The sequence below is a fragment of the Chryseobacterium sp. BIGb0232 genome (assembly GCF_024810195.1).
Taxonomy (GTDB): domain Bacteria; phylum Bacteroidota; class Bacteroidia; order Flavobacteriales; family Weeksellaceae; genus Chryseobacterium; species Chryseobacterium pennae.
Genome location: NZ_JANUEH010000007.1, coordinates 130,612 through 151,954, shown reverse-complemented (window position 1 = coordinate 151,954; position 21,343 = coordinate 130,612). Strand labels below are relative to the sequence as shown.

Below are 21,343 nucleotides of genomic sequence, written 5' to 3'. Positions count from 1 at the left end.
TATCTATAAAACCTGCAAAAATCTTATCTTTGCAAACGTAAAAAAAGGTTCTAAGCTAAACCTTAAACATTGAACTTTAAACAAATAATTATGTTTCGATCACACACCAACGGGGAGCTATCTCTGAAAAATCTGAATGAAGAAGTTACACTATCCGGATGGGTACAGACTATCCGTGATAAAGGATTTATGATTTGGGTAGATCTTCGAGATCGTTACGGAATTACCCAGCTGGTACTTGACCAGGAGCGTTCTTCTACACAACTGATGGAAGAGGCTAAAAAATTAGGCCGTGAATTCGTAATTCAGGCAACCGGAAAAGTTATTGAGAGAGTAAGTAAAAATCCTAATATTCCTACAGGAGAAATTGAAATCTTAGTTGAAAAACTAACGATACTGAATGATTCTCAACTTCCACCTTTCACTATCGAAGATGAAACAGATGGTGGAGAGGAATTAAGAATGAAATACCGTTACCTGGATATCAGAAGAAATCCGGTAAAAGATAAATTGATCTTCCGTCATAAAATGGCTCAGAAGGTAAGAAATTACTTATCTGATGAAGGTTTCATCGAAGTAGAAACTCCTGTTTTAATTAAATCTACTCCAGAAGGAGCAAGAGACTTCGTTGTGCCAAGCAGAATGAACCCAGGGCAGTTTTATGCATTACCACAGTCTCCACAGACCTTCAAACAGCTTTTGATGGTAGGTGGAATGGATAAATATTTCCAGATCGTAAAATGTTTCCGTGATGAGGATTTAAGAGCAGACAGACAGCCGGAATTTACACAGATCGACTGTGAGATGGCTTTTGTAGAGCAGGAAGATGTAATGAATGTATTTGAAGGAATGACTAAAACCCTTATCAAAGATATTACAGGTCAGGAATTCGGGGATTTCCCAAGAATGACATTCGCAGAAGCAATGCAGAAATACGGAAATGATAAACCGGACATCCGTTTTGGAATGGAATTCGTAGAACTTAACGAGCTTGTAAAAGGAAAAGACTTTAAAATATTTGATGAGGCAGAACTTGTTGTAGGAATCAATGTGGAAGGATGTGCAGACTATACAAGAAAGCAGATTGATGAGCTTGTGGATTGGGTAAAACGTCCACAAATCGGAGCTTCAGGAATGGTTTGGGCTAAATTCCAGAATGACGGAGTGAAAACTTCATCAGTAAACAAATTCTACAACGAGGAAGATCTAGCGAAGATCATTGAAAAATTCGGAGCAAAAGAAGGAGACTTAATGTTGATTCTTTCCGGGAATGAAAATAAGGTAAGAGCTCAGCTTTCTGCATTGAGAATGGAACTTGGAAACCGTTTAGGATTAAGAAAAGGAAATGTATTTGCTCCTCTTTGGGTTGTTGACTTCCCTCTGTTGGAATGGGATGAAGACTCTGAAAGATACCATGCAATGCACCACCCTTTCACGTCTCCAAAACCAGAAGATATCCATTTATTGGAAACAGATCCCGGTAAAGCAAGAGCCAACGCTTATGATATGGTTCTTAACGGAAATGAAATCGGAGGCGGATCTATCAGAATTTTCGACAGAGATCTTCAGTCTAAAATGTTTGACTTGCTAGGGTTCTCAAAAGAAGAAGCGGAAGCTCAGTTTGGATTCCTGATGAACGCATTTAAATATGGAGCACCGCCACACGGTGGTTTAGCATTCGGATTTGACCGTTTGGTAGCAATCCTGGATGGAAATGAAGTGATCAGGGATTATATTGCATTCCCTAAGAACAACTCCGGGCGTGATGTAATGATCGATGCACCGGCTTCCATTGCTGATGCACAGCTCGATGAGCTAGAGTTAAAATTAAATTTAAAAGCATAAATTTAAAGCGGGGTATTTGCCCCGCTTTTTTATTATGAAAAAACTAATTCCATTTATTTTATTGACCTTACTGATTTCTTCCTGCAATTCCTTTGATAAAAAAGATTTATTAGGTGAATGGACTATTGAGGAAAAAGAAGAAAAAAAGCAAGATGACCAGCCACCAGTACCTTTTCAACGTGATCCACAGATTATTGTTTTTAATAATGATGGCACTTACATCTACAAAAATGGAATGTTCAATTTTGATCGAGATTCTATACGCTATTATGGAGAAAAGACTCAATTTAAGATAAAAGGTGATTCGTTGCTTATTTTTAACCCTGCAACAAAAAAGTTTGATTCACAAAAAATTGTGGAACTAAGTAAGAATAAGATTGTTTTAGAAACCAAGAAAAAAACTTTAACAACTTTAATTCCATTTAAAAGCAAAACTTACGATAACCTGAATCCACAAATTGATAAAATTATTGTTTCAAAATCATTGTGTTTTGGTACCTGTCCCTCCAATTCTACGGTTATAGACAATAAAGGCAATTTTTTATTCTATGGAGACTTATACAATCTTAAGAATGGATTTTTCAGTTCTAAAATTTCCTCCCATATTACAAAAGAAATTTTTGATGAAATGAAATATATTGATTTCTATTCTTTAAAACCGATGTATTCAACATATATAACAGATCAGGCTTCTTCAACCATTACTTTTATATCAAAAGGAAAGATTATAAAAACAGTACATGATTATGGAGAACAGTCCGCTTTTGAATTAAGAAGGCTGATCAGAAACATCAGCTATCTTTATCAGCGTATTCCATTACAGTCCCTTATTACTGATCCTGTATTGGTTTACGATTTCAATTCCGGTACAAAGGCTGTTGATTTACAGGAATCTGAAACATTTTATTTATTCAGTGAGTTATTAAAAGCAAAAACAATCAGTCAATATTCCGGAAATCTTCCTTTTACTGGAAAATATCTCCTTCCTGTTCCTACCAATGAAGATTATAAAAAGTTCTACTTATATGAACGCAGCATCAATACTGATGGTAAAATATTTAAAATCCAATTAGAAGATAAAACGTTCAAAACAGTTGATTTTGGCTATAATTTCTTTGATAAAAATTATTTGATCAGATTTAAGAACGACAGTGTAAGAGCTCGCTAAAAAAAGAGTATATATTTTAGATTAATGAAAGAAAAACGAAAACTCAAAATTTGGGAAATCCCTATTACCATTGCCGGATTAATTGGGCTATTCATGTTCATTCATGGGATCGGTGGAAAAATAAAAGGAACAAACAGAACAGAATCTTTTAAAGTTGAATACTTTATCGGTGGAATTTCTATTCTGGCTCTTGTCTATTTTTTTATTTTTACACAAGGCAGCGATGAAGAGGAAGAAGGTTTTTCTTTAAAGAACTTCAACAGAAATCTTATCGTTGATGACATTAAAAGATATCATATTTCTGGTACAATAGACTTAAGTACAGCCATAATAGAAAGCTTCATTTTTGGAGTGGGAAAAACCCAGAATGATTATGTGAATATTTTTTATAATAAAAATGATATTGAATTTGTAAAGACCAAAATGACCGTTGAATATATCAATGGTGATTCTCCATTACTTCTTATAGCCTATACCAATATTGATACAATAACTTTAAGGGATATTATTCAGCAACAACCTTCCACTACAGTGTATTTTGATAAGTACATCCCAAGTGATTATTATATTGACTTAAGCTTCTTACAGAGCTGGGAAATACAAAATAAAAGCGGGAAATAATCCCGCTTTATCTTTATAAAACCTTATTTCATTTTTAAAATCTCTTCTCTTCCCGGCCCTATAGAAAGGTATGTTACCGGAACACCCACTTCTTGCTCCAAAAAGGAAAGGAAGTTCATCAGTTCCTCCGGAAGTGCAGAAGGATCTTTAATCACAGAGAAATCAGCATTCCAGCCCTCCAGCCATTTAAATATAGGCTTGGCATTTTCAGGAAGAGTTCCGGCCGTAGCTTCAACAGATCCGTCTTCCAGTTCATAATGGATACAGACTGCTACTGATTTTAATCCGCTTAAAACATCTGCTTTAGTCAGAACCAATTGGGTAATGCCATTGATCATTACTGCATATCGTAACGCAGGAAGATCCAGCCAGCCTGTTCTTCTCGGGCGTCCAGTATTCGAGCCAAATTCATTACCTTTTATCCTGATTTCTTCTCCCATTTCATCAAAAAGCTCTGTTGGAAATATTCCGTTTCCTACTCTTGTACAGTATGCTTTGGCAATACCATAGATCTCACCTATCTTTTTCGGGGAAATCCCCAGTCCGCTGCAAGCTCCTGATGCAATGGTGGAAGAAGAGGTTACATAAGGATAAGTTCCATGATCTATATCTAATAATGTTGCCTGAGATCCTTCTCCCAATATTGTTTTTCCTTCGATCAAGGCTTTATTCAGGAGCAGTTCGGTTTCTGTGCAGTTGAATTGTTTTAAAAACTCTACAGCTTCGAAAAATTCTTTGCTAATCTCTTCCAAAGGTGGAAGAAGCATATCCTCCCCTGCCATAAAGCTGTAATCTCTCTCTAAAATATGTTGTACTCTCTCCTGAAAATCCGGAGCATACATATCCCCGATTCTCACGTTTTGTCTTAAAATTTTATTTGAATAGGCCTGAGCAATTCCGTTCTTTGTTGTTCCAATAGTTGTGTAAGCAGGGTTTTCTTCCATGAAAACATCCATCAGCCTGTAAGTAGGCAATACAAAATGAGCCTTTCTAGAAATAATCAGGTTGTTCTCTGGCTGAAGCGTTTCGTCAAATTTCTTTAAATTAAGAATTTCATTTTTAAAACTTACGGGATCAAGAACAGTTCCCGTTCCGATAACATTCTGTACTCCCTGCATAAAAATTCCTGAAGGAATCATTTTAAGAGTAATTCTTTTTCCATTTCTTTCGATACTGTGCCCAGCATTTGAACCGCCGTTGAAACGGGCAGCAATATCATAATTTTCACTGATAAGGTCAATAAACTTTCCTTTTCCTTCATCTCCCCATTGAAGTCCTAATACAATGTCCATATAATTATTTTTTTATGGAACAAAGCTATGACAGTTTGAAAAAGAGACCATTGTCATTTGGCAAAAACGGTTTTTATCAATATAGGGTACAAATATTTATGAATCCGAAATCGGGATTTAACTTCATCTTTACTTTTGTTATAGGTTTTGGCGAAAGCCAATGGAATTTTTATAAAATGAGAGAACGGGCTAAAGTCCGTTCCTATTGAATTTATAATCCGTATGTATATTTAGGTAAAAAATAAGAAGATCAGAGACATTGTATTTTGATCTTTACCTCATATTTTACTATAAAAAGACTTCATTACTCATTGATAGTTCTCCTAATTCTGCTCAACGATGAAGGTGTCACTCCAAGATAAGAGGCCAGCATAGATTGCGGAACCCGGTTGGCAAGTCCCGGATAATGAGTAAGGAAATGTATATATCTGGATTTCGCATCCTGGTTGAGCATAATGCTTGCAACCTTAAGTTTGTTTTCTGCAACAAACCCATGAATTCTGGCAAATAACACGGGCCATATTGCAATCTTTTCCTCTAATATTTTAAAATGGTTAAGATCTATAACAAGTAAAACAGCATCTGTAATGGCTTCTATATATTCATGAGCAGGAAGCTGATCGGTAAATCCTTGAAAATCTCCAATAAACCGGCCCTCATAAATAAAATAACGGGTAAAATCATCTCCTTCTTTGTTGTAATAGAGAGAACGGAATACACCTTGCTTTACAAAGGCAATCTTTTGGCTTACTTTTCCAGCCTCTACAAAAATTTCACCTTTCTTCACCAAAGTTTCCTGAATTCCTTCTCCAATCAGAAATTCATCCTGAGCATTCAGTAATCCAAATTTTTTGATGTAGCTAAAAAGTTCTTCCATATTATTGTATCCACAGATTGCGGAAATATAAAGGTATAAAAGTAACCCATAAAAACAATTGTCATTTGACAAAAAGCTTCATCACACATACCACACAACTCCCCACCGGCATGTTAATTGCTTGATTTTTAAAAATGTAAGGCAATGAAAGCAATCTGGAATGGTGCCATTGGCTTCGGTTTAGTAAATATCCCTGTTAAGATTTACTCAGCAACGGAGACCAGCAAACTGGACCTTGATATGCTCGACAAATCCGATTTTTCCAATATTCGGTTTAAGCGAGTCAATGAAAATACAGGAAAAGAAGTAAAGTGGGAAAACATTGTCAAAGGCTATCTCATGGATGATAAATATATTGTTCTTGATGAGCAGGATTATGAAGCAGCAAGCCCTGAAAAGACAAAAATCCTTTCTATTGATCAGTTTGTAAAAGAGAAAGAAGTAGACAGTATCTATTTTGAAACCCCTTATTATCTCGAACCGCAGAAAAATGGGGAAAGTGCCTACAGACTTCTATTAAAAGCCCTTGAAAAAACAGGCATGGTAGGAATCGGAACTTTTGTTCTTCGGGAAAGTGAAGCAATCGGAATGATACGTCCTTACAATGATGATATATTAATTCTGAACCGCCTGAGATTTGACCAGGAAATAAGGGATTATACAGATTTAAAAATCCCTGCTCATAAAGTCCCAAAACCTGCAGAGCTGAAAATGGCGGTCAATCTTATTGAACAGCTTTCCCAGGATTTTGATCCGGCGATATATAAAGATACCTATTCTGATGATCTACTTAAAATCATCAGGCAGAAAGCAAAAGGTAAAAATATTAAAACCCAAAAAGTACCTGCTGCAAAAGAAGGTAAAGTGATTGACCTTATGGCTCAATTAAAGGCCAGTTTAAATACTTCCAAATCTAAATCTGCATCATAATGGCTCTCAAAGATTATCAACAGAAACGTAAGTTCGATGAAACCAGTGAACCTAAAGGGAAAGCAAAAAAGAGTAAAAACAAACTGATTTTTGTTATTCAAAGGCATGCTGCAACACGTCTTCATTATGATTTCCGCCTTGAAATGGAAGGTGTACTAAAGAGTTGGGCCGTTCCAAAAGGACCTTCATTGGATCCGCAGGATAAACGATTGGCCATGATGGTAGAAGATCATCCTTATGATTATAAAGATTTTGAAGGTAACATTCCTGAAGGCAATTACGGAGCAGGACAGGTGGAAGTCTGGGACAGTGGAACTTATGAACCTTTAGAAGAAAACAGCAAAACATCTGATGAAAAAGAATTGTTGAAGGAGCTCCATGCCGGTTCCTTAAAGTTTATTTTACACGGTAAAAAACTGAAAGGTGAATTTGCCCTCGTGAAAATGAAAAATACGGAAGACAATGCATGGCTGCTTATTAAACATAAAGACGAATTTGCGGAGAGCCCTTATAATGCTGAAGAAAATACTTCACCAAAATCTTTGGTTACCAAATTCCTCGAGGAAAAAAAAAGCCTAAAAACAAACGCAAAAAAGAAGTCATAGCTTCAGAAAAAAGATTCAGGAATTTTAATACTTTAACCAACGAAAAAAAGCTTAAATCATTCATCAAACCTATGCTTGCCAAACCTTTTGATAAAGCATTTGATGATAAAAACTGGCTTTTCGAAATAAAATGGGATGGCTACAGAGCTATTGCTGATCTCAGTCATGATGATCCTCTTTTCTATTCCAGAAACGGGATTTCATTTTTATCAAAGTTTGATCAGGTAGCTCAGGATTTTGACCAACAGAAATATCAAATGATTCTGGATGGTGAAATTGTTGCATATGATGATCATGGAAAGCCTAGTTTTCAGCTTTTACAGCAAATAGAGGATAATCCCAGCTTAGCTTTGGTTTATCAGGTTTTTGACCTTCTCTGGCTGAATGGCCATTCTACAAAAGAACTTCCGCTGGTTCAAAGGAAAGAACTTTTAAAAGAAGCACTCATTGAAACGGATACAATCAAATATTGTGACCATATCCCTGAAAAAGGCATTGCCTTTTTTGAACAGATGAAAAAAATGAAGCTTGAAGGTATGATTGCTAAACTGGCAGCCAGCCATTATGTAGAAAATTACCGGACTGCTGACTGGCTTAAAATCAAATTTTCCAATACAGAAGAGGCTATTATCTGTGGTTTTACAGAACCCAGAGGTTCCCGGGAAAGTTTTGGTGCTCTTATTCTGGGAAAATATATCAGTCATGATTTGGTTTATTGTGGTCATACGGGAACGGGATTCAACAATACTTCTTTAAAAGATCTTTATCAAAGGCTTCAGAAATTAATAGTAAAATCTTCGCCCTTTGAAACCATTCCTAAAACCAATACACCTGTAACATGGACAAAGCCTGAGCTCGTTTGTGAAATCAAATATTCTCAAATCACAGAAAACGGAATCTTCCGTCATCCGGTTTTTATGGGTATTCGTGAAGATAAGGAACCGGAAGAAGTAAAGGATGCAGCAGATTCGGATATTCAACCTAAAAAATCAAGAACAATGAAAGCTAAAGCATCAACAAAAAGAACAGAAACTTCGGAAAAGGAAAAAGAAATTACCCTAAACAAACATATTGTAAAGCTGACCAATCAGGATAAAATTTATTTTCCAAAAGATGATATTACCAAAGGTGATGTGATAGAATATTATCAGTCTGTAGCAGGATATATTCTGCCTTATTTAAAAAACCGTCCCTTATCCCTCAACCGCTTCCCCAATGGCATTGAAGAACAGAGTTTTTATCAGAAAGATGCCGGAGAGCATATTCCTGATTGGATCAAAACCACACAAGTATACTCTGAATCTAATGATAAATACATTGATTATATCTACTGCAACGATAAAGCAACCCTGGCTTATCTGAACAATCTCGGATGCATTGACTTTAATCCATGGAACAGCTCACTTCCGGATCTTGAACATCCGGATTATCTGGTTCTGGACCTTGACCCATCCAAACAAAATACTTTTGATGAGGTAATTGAGACAGCTCTTCAGGTGAATGAAGTGTTACAATCCATTAAAATTAAAGGATATTGTAAGACTTCCGGAAGTACAGGTATCCATATTTATGTTGCGATGGGTGGCAAGTATGATTTTGACCAGGTAAAAGACTTTGCGCATATTCTGATGAAACAGGTTCATGAAAATCTTCCCAAAATAACTACTTTAGAAAGAAGCCTTCAAAAAAGAGACAGTAAAAAAATCTATTTAGACTATTTACAAAACCGAACAGGTCAGACATTAGCAAGTGCTTATAGTTTACGCCCAAAACAGGGAGCTTCAGTCTCTATGCCTTTGGATTGGGATGAACTGAAACCGGGAATACTGCCTACAGATTATAATATTGACAATGCTTTGGAGAGAATTAAAGACAAAGGAGATTTATTTAAACCAGTTCTAGGAAAAGGAATTGATATGATGAAGGCTTTGGAATTACTTCAGAATATTGATTAATTTCTATACTTTTACCTGCAAAAACTATCCATGAACGAATCTATTACATTAGAAATTGCTTTTAATGAGAAGACGGAACGAGAACACCAACAGTTTTTCTTTCGTTATCAATGGAAAAAAGGCTTTACAGAACTTAAGAAAGCAATCATCTATGCTCTCATATTTCTGTTTCTTGGCTTTTTTTCTCAATCAAAGTTTATTAATAACAGTCCTGCTTCCGTTGTTTTCAGATATGCAGGATTTATTTTTATTGCCTATATTTTTTTACTTCTTTATCAATTCTTTACCAGTAAAAAGAAGTTTTATAAATCAATTGAAGAGCAAATCAGTGACTTTAAACAGAAAGATGAAAAATTTAGTTTTATAATTCTTAATAAGGATGATATTACTTTAGAAAATCCATTTAATACCATAGTTTCTGTTTGGAGTAAAACCAACTATAAATTTGTAGACCAATATCTTATTCTGAGTATTCTTAACAACAATCTTAATTTTGTATTTACTGAACATGACTTTAAGGAAAATGATTATAAAACTTTTACAAATTTTCTTGAACAATACTCAAAGAAAAATAAAGAATAGCTATTACATAAAAAAATCCTGCATTATTGAACGCAGGATTTTTTTATCATCATTGTAAATAATCATTACTTATTATAAATGTGGATATCTCTTTGTGGAAAAGGAATTCCTATTCCAGCCTGATCTAAAACTTCTTTACAGTCAATAATAAGTTCCTCATTCATTTTCCAAAAATTTTCAGTAGAAGAGCTCACTCTGATCGATAGGTTGACAGCACTATCGCCTAGTGTTGTTACGACTACCTGTGGAGCGGGTTCTGCAAGAGCAAATTCATTCTTTTTGATCATGTTCATTAATATTTCCTTTGTCTGTCTAAGATCAGCATCATAAGCAACTCCGATATCCAGAGAGGTTCTTCTGGTTCCTAACTGAGTAAAGTTCGTAATACTGTTATTGGAAACTACTCCATTAGGAATAATAATTAATTGATTTTGTGGCGTAATCAGCTTTGTGTGGAAGATATCAATCGCCTGTACTGTCCCTGAAACACCGGAATTAGTAGAAATAAAATCTCCTATTTTAAATGGTTTTAATAACAGAATAAGAATTCCTCCTGCAAAGTTGGTTAAAGATCCCTGTAATGCCAGACCTATAGCCAAACCTGCAGCACCAATCATAGCCACAAAAGCTGAAGTCTGTACTCCTAATTGGGTAACTACTACAATGAAGAGAAGAATATTAAGTCCCCAATTGATAATATTAAGTAGGAAATGCTGTAAAGAAGCTTCCATACCACGTTTTTTGAAACCTTTTGCTACAAGTTTCTTAATCATTCTGATCATCCATGATCCGATCAGATAAATCAGTAATGCAGAAATCACTGCAGTAAAAATTCTCGGTGCCCATGAAATCGCTGAAGATATTAAGGTATCCCAATGTTTCTGAATGTTGTTCAATTGTAAATCGTCCATTTTATACTACTTATTTTTTTATTATATTCGTTATCTGCCCTTATAGCAGTAAGATTTCAAAGTGGATCTGAATAGAAAGCATGCCCTGTTTTCAAAAGAAGGCTGATCTTAACTTTTAAAGTTAAAATCAATAGTATTTGCATTAAAACAGATTGATTACTGAATGGATGTTTTCAGCTTACTCAATGGTCATTTAGAAATTGAAATCTTACGGGAAGAATAATCAGTGTCTACAATTACAAAAAAAATACCGAAGTTGTTTTTTTAAGGAATAAAATCACTTATTCAATGAAAAATATCATATTTTTTCATGTAAACCCTTTAAAAAGATAAGATTTAAAATTAAGGAAGTTTTGCAGCCAGGCTTTCCGGTAAAAGTCTCAGAATATGATAAATGATTTTCCATTTAAAATTCGGAACAATGGTAAAGGAGTTTCCGGCATTGACAATAAATTTTGCAACATAATCCGGTTCCATGATCAAAGACTCATTGAGTTCTAACCCTTCATTAATTTTTGTTCTGATATAGCCTATCACTAAGGCATTGACTATTATTTTTCTGGAAGCCAGTTCCTGTCTTAATCCTGCCAGATATTGGGTAAATGCAGCCTTGGTACTTCCGTAGACAAAATTACTTTTTCTTCCTCTTACTCCTGATAATGAAGAAAGTCCAATAATCCTTTCCAGGTTTTTATTGCTTTCATCCATGGCAATCATGTTCAGAATAGAAACGCCCCCCATATAATTAACCTCCATCATTTGTTTTGCTCCTTTAAAATCTCTCAATGCCTTTTGGTTATCAACCAGGAAACCGGCTGAATACACAACAATATGAGGTTTTACAGGTAACTCCTGATAAAATTGATGATGAGAATCAAAATCTGCAGCATCGAAATACAAAACCTTAGTTCTTTTCTGATCCAGATTATTTGAGGAGATAAAATCTTCCAGTGATTTTGTATTTCTGGAAGCTGCCATTACAGAAAAACCTTTTTCAAGGTATTGAATGATACATTGCTTTGCTACATCTGAATTGGCTCCTAAAATAAGAACAGTTTTGTCTGTGTTTTGATTCATAAGGCAAAGATAATTTTTTATTAAACATTAATTTCACAAATGGATTCAATGATTATAGAACATACAGATACCAATCTTTATATTGTAGTATCCTAGAAACTACCCTTTATTTTCATCCAGCAGTGTAATCCGTGAAATCCGCAGGATATTTTTATAGTTTTTGAATTGTTTTTCGCACAGATTCCACAAATCTCACGAATCTTTTATTTGAAGTCAACAGAGAATTTTGCTATAGAAGTCAATACTTTTTGGCTTACTATTTATATAAAAAAATGCGGCGGGTGAACTTTGTTCACCCGCCGCAGCTAATATTTTCAGACTGAATTAAATTATTTCTTCTCTTCAGTTACTGTTTCTTTGTTATCTGCTGATTTCTCAGTAGTTTTTGCTTTATCTCCGAAACGAGTTTGTGTCATTTCTCTAGAAACAGCAGCTTTTTCAAACTTTAATTTTCCGGATAATGTTTCAATAACAAAACCGTCATCCTGAACCTGGGCAATTCTTCCGTGAAGACCGGATGTAAGTACTACTCTGGTTCCTACTTTAAGTTCTTCCTGAAAGTTTTTTTCCTGCTTTTGCTTTTTCATTTGAGGTCTGATCATCAGGAAATAAAACCCTACAAACATCACACCCATCATGATCAGCATCATTGATGAAGATCCCTGTGGCTGTGCCTGTAAAAATAATGTCAACATATTTTATAAATTATGGTTGAATGTTCGCAGTGAACGTTAATTTGATTGGAGCTTTTTCTACGTTTGCAAAAACATCTGCATACTTCTGAACGTTTCCGTCAAAGTTTGAAGAGTCAAAATGCAATGTAATTTTTCCTTTTTTACCTGGCATGATAGGCTCTTTTGTAAAATCAGGAGCAGTACATCCGCATCCAGGTTTTACTTCAGAAATAACTAATGGATTTTTTCCTGTATTAGTCACTTCATACACGTGCTCTACTTTGTCTCCTTTCTTGATTTTTCCAAAGTCGAAGTTGCTTTCAGATAAAGCGATAGAGGTAGATGGCGCGTTAGAAACAGGGGCTGCAGCAGGCGCTTCTGTTACGGATGTAGCAGCAGAGTCAGCTGTTACCGGAGTTCCTGCAGCTGTTGAATCAGTAACTACAGCTTCAGCACTTTGAGTTTCTTTGTTTTCTTTTTTACATGAAACTAATCCAAAGCCTATAATTGACAAGGCGATAATTGATAACGTCTTTTTCATTTTATATTCTATTTTGATCTTTACAATATTTATCTAAAATACCATTAATGAAGATATTCGAACGGTCTGTAGCAAATACTTTTGCAATCTCGATATATTCATTAATAATAACTCTTGAAGGCGTTAAGGCGAAGTTATCTAGCTCTGAAATAGCGGTTGACAAGATCACTTTATCCATCAGGGAAACTCTATCAAGATCCCAGTTTTCTAATCTTTCTTCCAGCTTTTTCTCGTTGTTTTCCCAGTTGTTCAGGGTATCTTTCAATAACTTAGCTGCGAAGTTCTTGTCCTCTTCATCTTTAATCATTTTGATTAAAGTTCTGCTTTCTTCATCTTCTCTTAGGAATCCGATTGTTTTCTGTACCATTGAATTGGCAATATGGATATCATCATACCATGAAAGTTCTTTATCTCCAAGATAATCATGGAAATCATCATTTTCAGCAATATATCTTAAAAATAATTTCCCGATAAACTTCTGATCATCTTCAAAAGAAAATCCTTCTTCTTTCATGAAATCCTGATAACGTTTCCCTGCAGTAATTCTTTGGAAAGTCTTTACCAATAAATCATCATGCATATCCCACTTCAGCTGCTTATGCTGACCTGTAAAGAATAATCTTTCCGGATTTTCTTCCAGCTTAAGCAATATCTGATTGTTGATGAATTTTTGGTTAGGATTAATATCAGCATCGGTTTTAAGATATTTATTCTTTCCGATTTCAATTTGATGCTCGGCTAATTCTTTTAGACCTACTAAAAAATTAAGCTGATAGATATAGAGATAATAGATTTTTTCTATTCCAGCGAACATGTTTTTCTCTAAAACATCAAATTTTACAGGGTTCTGATAGTATGAATACACCGCCTGTACTACTTTTTCACGAATTTGTCGTCTTCCTAACATTCAAAGAGCTTTTTAATGAGTGCAAAGATACAAAATTTAAAATTGATGAAATTCGTAGAGTGAGGACATTTTTGTAATTTTGTAAAACTATATGAAAGCGCTAAAAACCTTAAACCCCTATTTTTGGAAACACAAAATACTATTGTTTTGGGGGGTACTCTTCATCATTGCCAGTAATTTTTTCAATATATATAAAGTTCAGTTTGTAGGAAAATCTGTAGATGAGCTTACTAAAAGCGGTAACCTCGGTTTCAATCAACAGGTTTTAGTCTATGTTGGGATCATTGTAGGCTGTTCACTTTTAACAGGAGTTTTTACTTTTATGATGCGGCAGACCATCATCGTTGCCTCCAGAAGAATTGAATATGAACTGAAGAATAAAATTTACAGACATTATCAGGATTTATCTTTAACGGATTATAAGCAAACGACTACCGGAGATTTAATGAACCGATTGAGTGAGGACGTGGTAGCCGTAAGAATGTATCTTGGTCCCGGAGTAATGTATGTGGCTAACCTTATTGTTCTTGTCCTGATTACGGCAATTTATATGGTAAAAACGGATGCTTCCATGACATTATGGACTTTATTGCCGCTCCCTATATTATCATTTGCTATTTATAAGGTAAGTTCAATTATCAATAAGAAGTCGAAGATAATGCAGAAAAGTCAGTCTGCAATTTCAACTTTTGTACAGGACAGTTTTTCAGGAATCCGTGTTGTGAAGTTTTTCGCAAGAGAAAAATATATTCAAAAAAACTATGGAATAAAAGTCACTGATTACCAAAATAAGGCTCTGGATCTGGCCAAAACAGAAGCTTATTTCTTTACGATTATTCTGTTTGTGATTGGCCTGTTGAATGTTGCCATTATCTGGATTGGCGGGACAAAATATATTGCAGGAGAATTAAGCATCGGTAAAATTGCTGATTTCTTCATGTATATTAACACCCTGATCTTCCCATTCTCTATGGTAGGCTGGGTAACGTCCGTCAATCAGAGAGCTGAAGCTTCCATGCAAAGGATCAATGAATTTATGGATAAAAAGTCGGAGATCGTCAATACCAACTTTGAGACTTATCCTATTAAAGGAGATATAGAATTCAAAAATGTATCTTACGTTTATCCCAATACAGGTATTAAAGCACTTGAAAATTTAAGTTTTAAAATCAAAGCCGGGGAATCCCTGGCTATTATGGGAAAAACCGGAAGTGGAAAATCTACTATTGCACTGCTTTTATGCAGGCTGATTGATCCTACTGAAGGAGAAATCCTGGTTGATGGGAAAAACCTTAAAGAACATAATCTTGAGAACTATAGAAACTTTATCGGATACATTCCTCAGGAGAGCTATTTATTCTCTGATTCCATTGAAAATAACATTGGATTTGCGATTGATCATCCGTCCCATGAAAAAGTAATTGAGTACGCTCAGATTGCAGATGTTCATAAAAATATTGTGGACTTTAAAGAGCAATATAAAACACTTGTAGGTGAACGCGGGGTCATGCTTTCGGGGGGACAAAAGCAAAGAATTTGTATTGCAAGAGCTCTGATTAAGGATCCAAATATCATTATTTTTGACGATTCTTTATCTGCTTTAGACACTGAAACAGAGCAGAATATTCTTGAAAATATTGATAGAAAAATCAGCAATGCAACTTCCATAATTATCACACACAGAGAGTCTAGCGCTCAAAAAGCAGACCAGATTATTAACCTTACCGAAATTGCCAATTCTGTAACCGCATAGCTGTTTCATTCCTAATTGTTAAATAAATCATAAAAAAAATTTTGTGATTAAAAGAATTCTTTTATATTTGTTCTTAACAAGATTAAAAAATATCTAACAATGAGTGAATACAAGGAACGCCATGAAAATGAGATTTTCACGAAGGTGTTAAAAGCAGGGAGAAGAACTTATTTCTTTGATGTGCGCGAGACGAAAGCAGGAGATTATTATCTTACAATCACTGAGAGTAAGAAAAATTTCGGAGAGAATGGGGAAGCTACATTCGAGAAGCATAAAATTTACCTTTACAAGGAAGATTTTAAGAGTTTTCAGGAGATGTTTAATGAGTCCACAGATTTCATCATTAATGAAAAAGGTGAGGATGTAATTTCAGAAAAACATGATAAAGATTTCAAAAGCAAATCATTCACAATTGATTCTGACGACGAAGTTTAAAAAAGAATATCTAAAAACACAAGCATCTGAAAAAGATGCTTTTTTTATGCCCTGAAATGGGCTTATGGCAAAAATAAAAGGTACACTTTAAAAAAGCATACCTTTTTGTTTTCATTTATACATACTCTCGTTTAATCTGCGACAATATGGTTGGATCCTGTATTTCATTGTCTTTAGCCAGCAATAGTACTTTTGACAATACTTCTGCTGATTTCGGATCATCGTCTGCAAAAGGCAGGAATAATCTTCCTCTATGCTGGGAATGAACTGGCAGAATTGACAAGTACATCCCCGGAGTCTGATGAACAACAGCACTTCCCAAATGCACACTATACTCCGCCAACTGCCCTTTTATTAATACATGCGAGCCTTCAATTCTTACATTATCTAATTTAAATAGGCGTGCTGTTTCTGTCATCAGTACAGCTCTCATTTCAATGGATGAATGACTGGCTTCAGGATCTACACTTCCTACATGTGCCACCGAAACCACCAAATCCACATCCCGCATTACTTCCGAGAACAGTCTTGGATTAATATTTTTAAAAGGAATATTCTTATAATCCTTCAATGAATGGAATTCTATCGTTTCCAGAGTCGGGCTTTCTATATCTGCTGGGGAAAACCAATCTGCCATGGCATATAATTTTACCTGAAAGCCTTCTTTATGATATACTTTCTGCAATCCTTCCTCATAATCTACCTTCCAGCCTCTTGTTTTAAGCAATGCCAGTGCCTGCTTTGGCTGAATCTGATGACCTGCATATCTGCGGGAAATAGATTTCTCTTTCAATTCATCAGGCGTAGGAACATAAAGTTCTCTGAAAATCTGCTTGAAAGGCTGAATCAGTTTTTCTTTAAAACAATAATGCTGATAATCACTCCAAACGGAATGTTCATGCAGATCTACACAATGCGCAATACGTAAAGTGTTTTCATCATTTAACTCCTGGATCTCACCATGAGCATTGATAAGACTTCCATCATGATAGAAACCTATTGTATGATCATTGGAAATAAACACTAGCTTCTCTAAATGCTTGACAATAACAGGATGTTCAAAAAGAGTTTTAATTTCTTTCAGGAAGAATTCATCTCCTCTTACCATAGCTTCTTCCAATCCTTTTCTGGAGCGTGTCCACTGTTCCCGCATGATCTTGCGGTTATTGGTTAATTCCACAATGGCTTTATCTTTTTTAATTTTCGGCGGAATAGATTTCAGCTGTTTATCATCTCTGAATACCACCAATTCTGCTTTCCCATTATCTTCTATGATTAAACCTACTGTTACACCATCAAGGGTTACTTGCGTTTCTTTTGACAGAAGTGATTGAATTTGTTTAGTTTCCATAGCCCATGTCAATCTTATCGGATCGGGATACCCGGCATTTCTTGCCAAATTCTCCAAAGCTACACGAATTGCCAGTGCTTCACTTGCCTGCTTCATTGAACCAAACTCTCTGCTTTCTTTTTTAAACTGCTGAATGTATTCATATCTGTTCAATACATCTTTTTCCGGATTTGTTTTGCTTAATGGCACTAATCCATAAACACGTAGATAATCCTGATCCCGTTTATCTTTTACTTTAGCCGTAACCTCTTTAATCTTTAAGATTCCGGCTAAGGTATCGGAATAAAGCCTTGCTCTTCTGTGTCCATTACCGTCTGATATGTATTTTGCAGATTCGTATAACATCTCCCAACGGGCTTTACCCAGCTCTTTATAGGCTTTTGTAAACCAGTCTTTATCTACAGCTCCATCTTTAAACTCCTGAATATCTACGGATGAGTATTTTGCCACCTCACTTTCAAGTTTTGCGTTCTGATCTTCATAAACACTGGTCTTGGTATGAGCATGCATCCACCATATTGCTGAATCCAGACCTTTCCAACCTAAATAACTGCTGACGAGTGATTGCCATTGCGGCGCGTACACTGCTGCCTGAATCAAACGAAGCTCTGAGATTTTCTCTTTCTTCATCATTTCATCAAAAGCCTTCTGTGTATCAGCTTCTGAAGGATAACAATCTGAAATCAATTTAGAAAAGAGCTTTTGCTTGGTCATATTTTCATTCCTGTAAGCATAAATATAGTTGGCATACAATCCTGATTTCCCCAACCCTTTCAGAAGCTGAACCAAACGTTGCGCTCCATATATCGTATGAAACTCCTGCACAAAGTGAGAAACTGCAGTATTAGCATCACCGCGGATAACCTCTACATCAAGGAATTTATCCTGTATTTCCGCAATCATAGGTTTCAGGAAAGGAAATTCTTCCAGAGTATTCTGATTACTATTGATCAGTTTACCTCTTGTAAGATCTCCTATTGCAGAATCTGCAGTAAGTATTCCTTCGTAAAGTTCTTCTTTGGTAATGAGTTTTAATTCATAAGCTTTACAGAAGAAATAGAAGTCAGGAACAGATTTGCTTATATTTTCTTTCAAACCGCTATGCTGCATCCATCGGTATAAATTCCATTGTTTGATATGCTGTTCATCGGTAAGATTCGCTTTGGGAATTGCCCATAAGAAAGGCTTAAAAAAATCAAGTTTCTGCCAGCCATTTCCCTGGTCCTGGTAATAATAATCATTGCTATCTTTTCCTTTATAAGTAATCACACTTTCAGGAAGATTGGCAAAGACTGTACTGGCAGCATCTAATGCAAAATCTACACGCTCTTCGAAGACGAATTTATCCTTTAACAATTGCAGAATCATGATGATCGGATTTTCCCATGCATATCTTCCTTTTAGTGGATTTATTAAAAGATCTTTGTAATAGAATACATAATTCTCCATAAAATCTCTGAAGATTTTTCTGTCACAGCTCTCAGCCAATGTTAATAAAAATAAATCTCTCGGCTGTAAACCTGAATCCAGATACCATTTCTCCCAAACCTCATGCAAGGGATAATTTTCTGCTAATTGTACAGAAGTAAAACCATCCGTATTTCTTTTAATCTGGCGGAAAGTATTCCCCATCAGCAAAGTGTTTACAGAGCCATCCCATTCATCAGATTCATATTCATGATCTTTATGCTGGAGAAATAGATCATTAAGTTTCTTTATTTCTGCTTTTATATCATCCATAGGTTTTGTAAACCCATATTTATCTTTTTTAGTAGCCTGTGCATATAACGAGCCTGGTTCTACCTTTGGCAAAGTAAACTTTGATACCACGCCAGGATTATAAAAACCATATCCATTGTCTTCAGAAAGAATCGTCTGATCTCCGGATGGATTAATCTGATCCAATAAACTATGTTCTCTTTCTGTTATTTTTGATCTTTCAGCATATTGTAGAGTCCAATTGGTAATCTGAGCAGATACTCTTTTTTCCTTTTGAAGCTGAAGCATGATATCCAGAGATGCTGCACGCTGTTCCAGGTCTCCTTTATTCATCAATTCCTCAACCAATGGAGTAACCACAACATCTTCCTGCTGAATAACCAATTCTATAAGCTTTTTACGAAGTACACCACCCTTTCTTTTAAATAGATCAAAGAAAACCATGATTTCTTCTTTGTTTAAAGGATCCTGCAACAATACATTGATTCCTGAGGCCACCAATGCTTCACCTCTGTCTTTTAAAATTTTAAAAGCAAATTCTTTTTGGGAAGCCGTTACTTTCAGCTTCTTTTTTCCTGTTGCATAGGATAAGGAGTAACAGTAAAACTCGCGTAATATATTCCGGGCCAATAATTCACGTAATGAAAGATCAAATTGGTCGAAATAAGAAAGTAGCAAATCCAATTTATCACGATCTTCCCCTACCAGATAAAACATGGAAGCATACAGATCGCTTTTTTTGAAAGTAGCATTTAGCCAAGAAAATATCTTTCCTTCAAATTTCTTTTCCCTGATTTCAATCTTTTGAGTCAGTTCATGGAGTTTTTCAAAGAAATCCGGATAGTCTGCATTATTGATGAAAAATTTCGTCTCAGTATTAGTGCTGAGTAATGTGGACATATGATCACCGGCAAAAGCTAATACTTCTACCTTCCCATCCAATACCGCTTTATAATACAATGGCATCTGAATGTAAGGATCAGCAGTTTCTGCCGCAAATTTAATGGCAAGACATTTCTTTTCCACATCTCCTTTTTCAAACAGCTGATGCAGATAGGGAACCGTTTTTTCAACATCCCAAACGCCCTGTACCCAAAGTGCCATATACACTTCATTATTATTCTTGCTTTTCACAGCCTCCGGAATTTCCTCAGGATGCTTGAAGTAATGATCTGCTAATGAAAGGATATTCTTTACTACAGATTCTTTCTCTGATTCCCAGCCTAAACCGGTCCAAGTATCTACAGCTCTTACAACCGATGAAAAACGGGTTAGTTTTTGTTCAATAATTACGCTCGTCATATATTCTAACGCTCCGATGCTCGTTTCATCCAAAGCTTCCAGAATTGTCTGACGTAAACCTTCCTGCCTTTGGGCAGCCAGTAAAAGTTTTTCTACTAATTCCCAGCATTTCTTCTGGTTACTATTAAGCAATGCTTTGATAATATTCAGAGAAATTTTTCCTTCCGGATGTTTATTGAAAATAATATCTTCAATCAATTGATAGATTGCTGTATTTCCAGTATCTATCGCTGCAGACCAAATGTAAAAGCGACTTGAATTATGGACAAATTCATTATCATAAATAATCTGTTCTTCTAAAGATAAATCAAAATTCTCATCACCATTATAAGAATAAACACAAGGGAATATCATTAACTCTCTGATGAAATTAACCTGATTAAGCAATATATAATCTTCACGATGAGGAGCACGGAAAGAGCGCCTGAAATAGCTATTCTGATACATTTTGTATGGCATCTTATTCCATGAATCTTTTACAAGCTCCGCATTTTCCCCAAAAAGATAAATTAATAAATTATAATGATCCTGATCCTCCCAAATATCAGGTTTGATATATTCTTTGAATATTCCGGCTTCTTTTGACCCTAAGTTTACTCTATCAAAATAATTAGGTTTACCTTTTAATAATTTACCTAATTCCGCAACTTCTTTGGTAAGGATGGGTCTATCTGGAAAAAGCGAAGAAGGAACACCTTGTTCAGAATGTTCTAAGAGATCTTTTCTTTGCTTTTCATAAAAGTTTTTAATAAGTTTTTTCGATTCTAATTTTTTTGTGATTTCCATGTATGTTAGTTG

At 35.3% G+C, this 21,343-nt stretch carries 17 protein-coding genes; 9 read left to right on the top strand and 8 right to left on the bottom strand.

Annotation, left to right across the window (positions count from 1 at the left end):
- The first annotated feature begins 90 nt into the window (after positions 1–90).
- From aspS to M2372_RS16435, 3 genes are read left to right on the top strand one after another with little or no spacing between them, the layout of a single operon-like run.
- Positions 91–1,845: an aspartate--tRNA ligase gene (aspS, locus tag M2372_RS16445; RefSeq protein WP_123320898.1), complete on the top strand. Its 1,755-nt coding sequence runs from the start codon at positions 91–93 to the stop codon at positions 1,843–1,845.
- Positions 1,846–1,879: 34 nt separating this feature from the next.
- Positions 1,880–3,013: a DUF6438 domain-containing protein gene (locus M2372_RS16440; RefSeq protein ID WP_123320899.1), complete on the top strand. Its 1,134-nt coding sequence runs from the start codon at positions 1,880–1,882 to the stop codon at positions 3,011–3,013.
- 24 nt (positions 3,014–3,037) lie between these two features.
- A complete protein-coding gene (locus tag M2372_RS16435) occupies positions 3,038–3,634 on the top strand; it encodes a hypothetical protein (RefSeq protein WP_123320900.1) in 597 nt (198 codons plus the stop codon).
- A 23-nt stretch (positions 3,635–3,657) separates the two neighbouring features.
- On the opposite strand, the gene M2372_RS16430 is transcribed toward M2372_RS16435, so the two are convergent.
- Complete coding sequence (locus M2372_RS16430; protein WP_123320901.1) at positions 3,658–4,926, bottom strand: adenylosuccinate synthase; 1,269 nt, start codon at positions 4,924–4,926, stop codon at positions 3,658–3,660.
- A 304-nt stretch (positions 4,927–5,230) separates the two neighbouring features.
- The gene (locus M2372_RS16425; protein ID WP_123320903.1) at positions 5,231–5,803 is read right to left on the bottom strand and encodes a Crp/Fnr family transcriptional regulator; all 573 of its coding nucleotides are present in this window, start codon (positions 5,801–5,803) and stop codon (positions 5,231–5,233) included.
- A gap of 144 nt (positions 5,804–5,947) precedes the next feature.
- On the opposite strand from M2372_RS16425, the gene M2372_RS16420 reads away from it, so the two are divergent.
- The 4 genes from M2372_RS16420 (at position 5,948) to M2372_RS16405 (ending at position 9,875) form a co-directional block, all read left to right on the top strand.
- Positions 5,948–6,733 carry a Ku protein gene (locus M2372_RS16420; protein ID WP_115970480.1) on the top strand — a complete coding sequence of 262 codons (786 nt, stop codon included), beginning with the start codon at positions 5,948–5,950 and terminating at the stop codon, positions 6,731–6,733.
- Complete coding sequence (locus tag M2372_RS16415) at positions 6,733–7,338, top strand: DNA polymerase ligase N-terminal domain-containing protein (protein WP_123320904.1); 606 nt, start codon at positions 6,733–6,735, stop codon at positions 7,336–7,338. Before M2372_RS16420 ends, M2372_RS16415 begins: the two co-directional genes overlap by 1 nt.
- Positions 7,339–7,409: 71 nt before the next feature.
- Positions 7,410–9,293 carry a DNA ligase D gene (ligD, locus tag M2372_RS16410; RefSeq protein WP_123320905.1) on the top strand — a complete coding sequence of 628 codons (1,884 nt, stop codon included), beginning with the start codon at positions 7,410–7,412 and terminating at the stop codon, positions 9,291–9,293.
- 30 nt (positions 9,294–9,323) lie between these two features.
- On the top strand, positions 9,324–9,875 hold the full coding sequence (locus M2372_RS16405) for a hypothetical protein (RefSeq protein WP_123320906.1): 552 nt from the start codon (positions 9,324–9,326) through the stop codon (positions 9,873–9,875).
- Between the two features lie 65 nt (positions 9,876–9,940).
- Here the strand turns inward: M2372_RS16405 and M2372_RS16400 are convergent, their stop codons facing one another.
- The 5 genes from M2372_RS16400 to M2372_RS16380 all read right to left on the bottom strand — a co-directional run bounded on the left by M2372_RS16400 (position 9,941) and on the right by M2372_RS16380 (position 13,985).
- Complete coding sequence (locus M2372_RS16400; protein ID WP_123320907.1) at positions 9,941–10,786, bottom strand: mechanosensitive ion channel family protein; 846 nt, start codon at positions 10,784–10,786, stop codon at positions 9,941–9,943.
- A 342-nt stretch (positions 10,787–11,128) separates the two neighbouring features.
- Positions 11,129–11,863 carry an SDR family NAD(P)-dependent oxidoreductase gene (locus tag M2372_RS16395; RefSeq protein ID WP_123320908.1) on the bottom strand — a complete coding sequence of 245 codons (735 nt, stop codon included), beginning with the start codon at positions 11,861–11,863 and terminating at the stop codon, positions 11,129–11,131.
- A gap of 329 nt (positions 11,864–12,192) precedes the next feature.
- Positions 12,193–12,558, bottom strand: a complete 366-nt coding sequence (yajC, locus tag M2372_RS16390; RefSeq protein ID WP_123320910.1) for a preprotein translocase subunit YajC — start codon at positions 12,556–12,558, stop codon at positions 12,193–12,195.
- A gap of 10 nt (positions 12,559–12,568) precedes the next feature.
- The gene (locus M2372_RS16385) at positions 12,569–13,078 is read right to left on the bottom strand and encodes a DUF1573 domain-containing protein (RefSeq protein ID WP_123320911.1); all 510 of its coding nucleotides are present in this window, start codon (positions 13,076–13,078) and stop codon (positions 12,569–12,571) included.
- A 1-nt stretch (position 13,079) separates the two neighbouring features.
- Positions 13,080–13,985 carry a transcription antitermination protein NusB gene (locus tag M2372_RS16380; RefSeq protein ID WP_115970488.1) on the bottom strand — a complete coding sequence of 302 codons (906 nt, stop codon included), beginning with the start codon at positions 13,983–13,985 and terminating at the stop codon, positions 13,080–13,082.
- 91 nt (positions 13,986–14,076) lie between these two features.
- On the opposite strand from M2372_RS16380, the gene M2372_RS16375 reads away from it, so the two are divergent.
- Entirely contained in the window at positions 14,077–15,738 is a 1,662-nt protein-coding gene (locus M2372_RS16375; protein ID WP_123320912.1) for an ABC transporter ATP-binding protein, read from the top strand.
- Between the two features lie 99 nt (positions 15,739–15,837).
- Positions 15,838–16,173, top strand: coding sequence for a DUF3276 family protein (locus M2372_RS16370; RefSeq protein ID WP_034701927.1), 336 nt, complete (start codon positions 15,838–15,840; stop codon positions 16,171–16,173).
- 115 nt (positions 16,174–16,288) lie between these two features.
- Here the strand turns inward: M2372_RS16370 and M2372_RS16365 are convergent, their stop codons facing one another.
- Positions 16,289–21,331 carry a DUF4132 domain-containing protein gene (locus tag M2372_RS16365; protein WP_123320913.1) on the bottom strand — a complete coding sequence of 1,681 codons (5,043 nt, stop codon included), beginning with the start codon at positions 21,329–21,331 and terminating at the stop codon, positions 16,289–16,291.
- Positions 21,332–21,343: the final 12 nt, after the last annotated feature.

What these genes read in the sequence shown, in the direction of transcription:
- M2372_RS16375 (WP_123320912.1), top strand. Translation starts at nt 14,077, where the DNA reads ATGAAAGCGCTAAAAACCTTAAACCCCTATTTTTGGAAACACAAAATA.
- yajC (WP_123320910.1), bottom strand. Translation starts at nt 12,558, where the DNA reads ATGTTGACATTATTTTTACAGGCACAGCCACAGGGATCTTCATCAATG.
- aspS (WP_123320898.1), top strand. Translation starts at nt 91, where the DNA reads ATGTTTCGATCACACACCAACGGGGAGCTATCTCTGAAAAATCTGAAT.
- M2372_RS16435 (WP_123320900.1), top strand. Translation starts at nt 3,038, where the DNA reads ATGAAAGAAAAACGAAAACTCAAAATTTGGGAAATCCCTATTACCATT.
- M2372_RS16400 (WP_123320907.1), bottom strand. Translation starts at nt 10,786, where the DNA reads ATGGACGATTTACAATTGAACAACATTCAGAAACATTGGGATACCTTA.
- M2372_RS16425 (WP_123320903.1), bottom strand. Translation starts at nt 5,803, where the DNA reads ATGGAAGAACTTTTTAGCTACATCAAAAAATTTGGATTACTGAATGCT.
- M2372_RS16440 (WP_123320899.1), top strand. Translation starts at nt 1,880, where the DNA reads ATGAAAAAACTAATTCCATTTATTTTATTGACCTTACTGATTTCTTCC.
- M2372_RS16430 (WP_123320901.1), bottom strand. Translation starts at nt 4,926, where the DNA reads ATGGACATTGTATTAGGACTTCAATGGGGAGATGAAGGAAAAGGAAAG.
- M2372_RS16415 (WP_123320904.1), top strand. Translation starts at nt 6,733, where the DNA reads ATGGCTCTCAAAGATTATCAACAGAAACGTAAGTTCGATGAAACCAGT.
- M2372_RS16395 (WP_123320908.1), bottom strand. Translation starts at nt 11,863, where the DNA reads ATGAATCAAAACACAGACAAAACTGTTCTTATTTTAGGAGCCAATTCA.
- M2372_RS16420 (WP_115970480.1), top strand. Translation starts at nt 5,948, where the DNA reads ATGAAAGCAATCTGGAATGGTGCCATTGGCTTCGGTTTAGTAAATATC.
- M2372_RS16380 (WP_115970488.1), bottom strand. Translation starts at nt 13,985, where the DNA reads ATGTTAGGAAGACGACAAATTCGTGAAAAAGTAGTACAGGCGGTGTAT.
- ligD (WP_123320905.1), top strand. Translation starts at nt 7,410, where the DNA reads ATGCTTGCCAAACCTTTTGATAAAGCATTTGATGATAAAAACTGGCTT.
- M2372_RS16370 (WP_034701927.1), top strand. Translation starts at nt 15,838, where the DNA reads ATGAGTGAATACAAGGAACGCCATGAAAATGAGATTTTCACGAAGGTG.
- M2372_RS16385 (WP_123320911.1), bottom strand. Translation starts at nt 13,078, where the DNA reads ATGAAAAAGACGTTATCAATTATCGCCTTGTCAATTATAGGCTTTGGA.
- M2372_RS16405 (WP_123320906.1), top strand. Translation starts at nt 9,324, where the DNA reads ATGAACGAATCTATTACATTAGAAATTGCTTTTAATGAGAAGACGGAA.
- M2372_RS16365 (WP_123320913.1), bottom strand. Translation starts at nt 21,331, where the DNA reads ATGGAAATCACAAAAAAATTAGAATCGAAAAAACTTATTAAAAACTTT.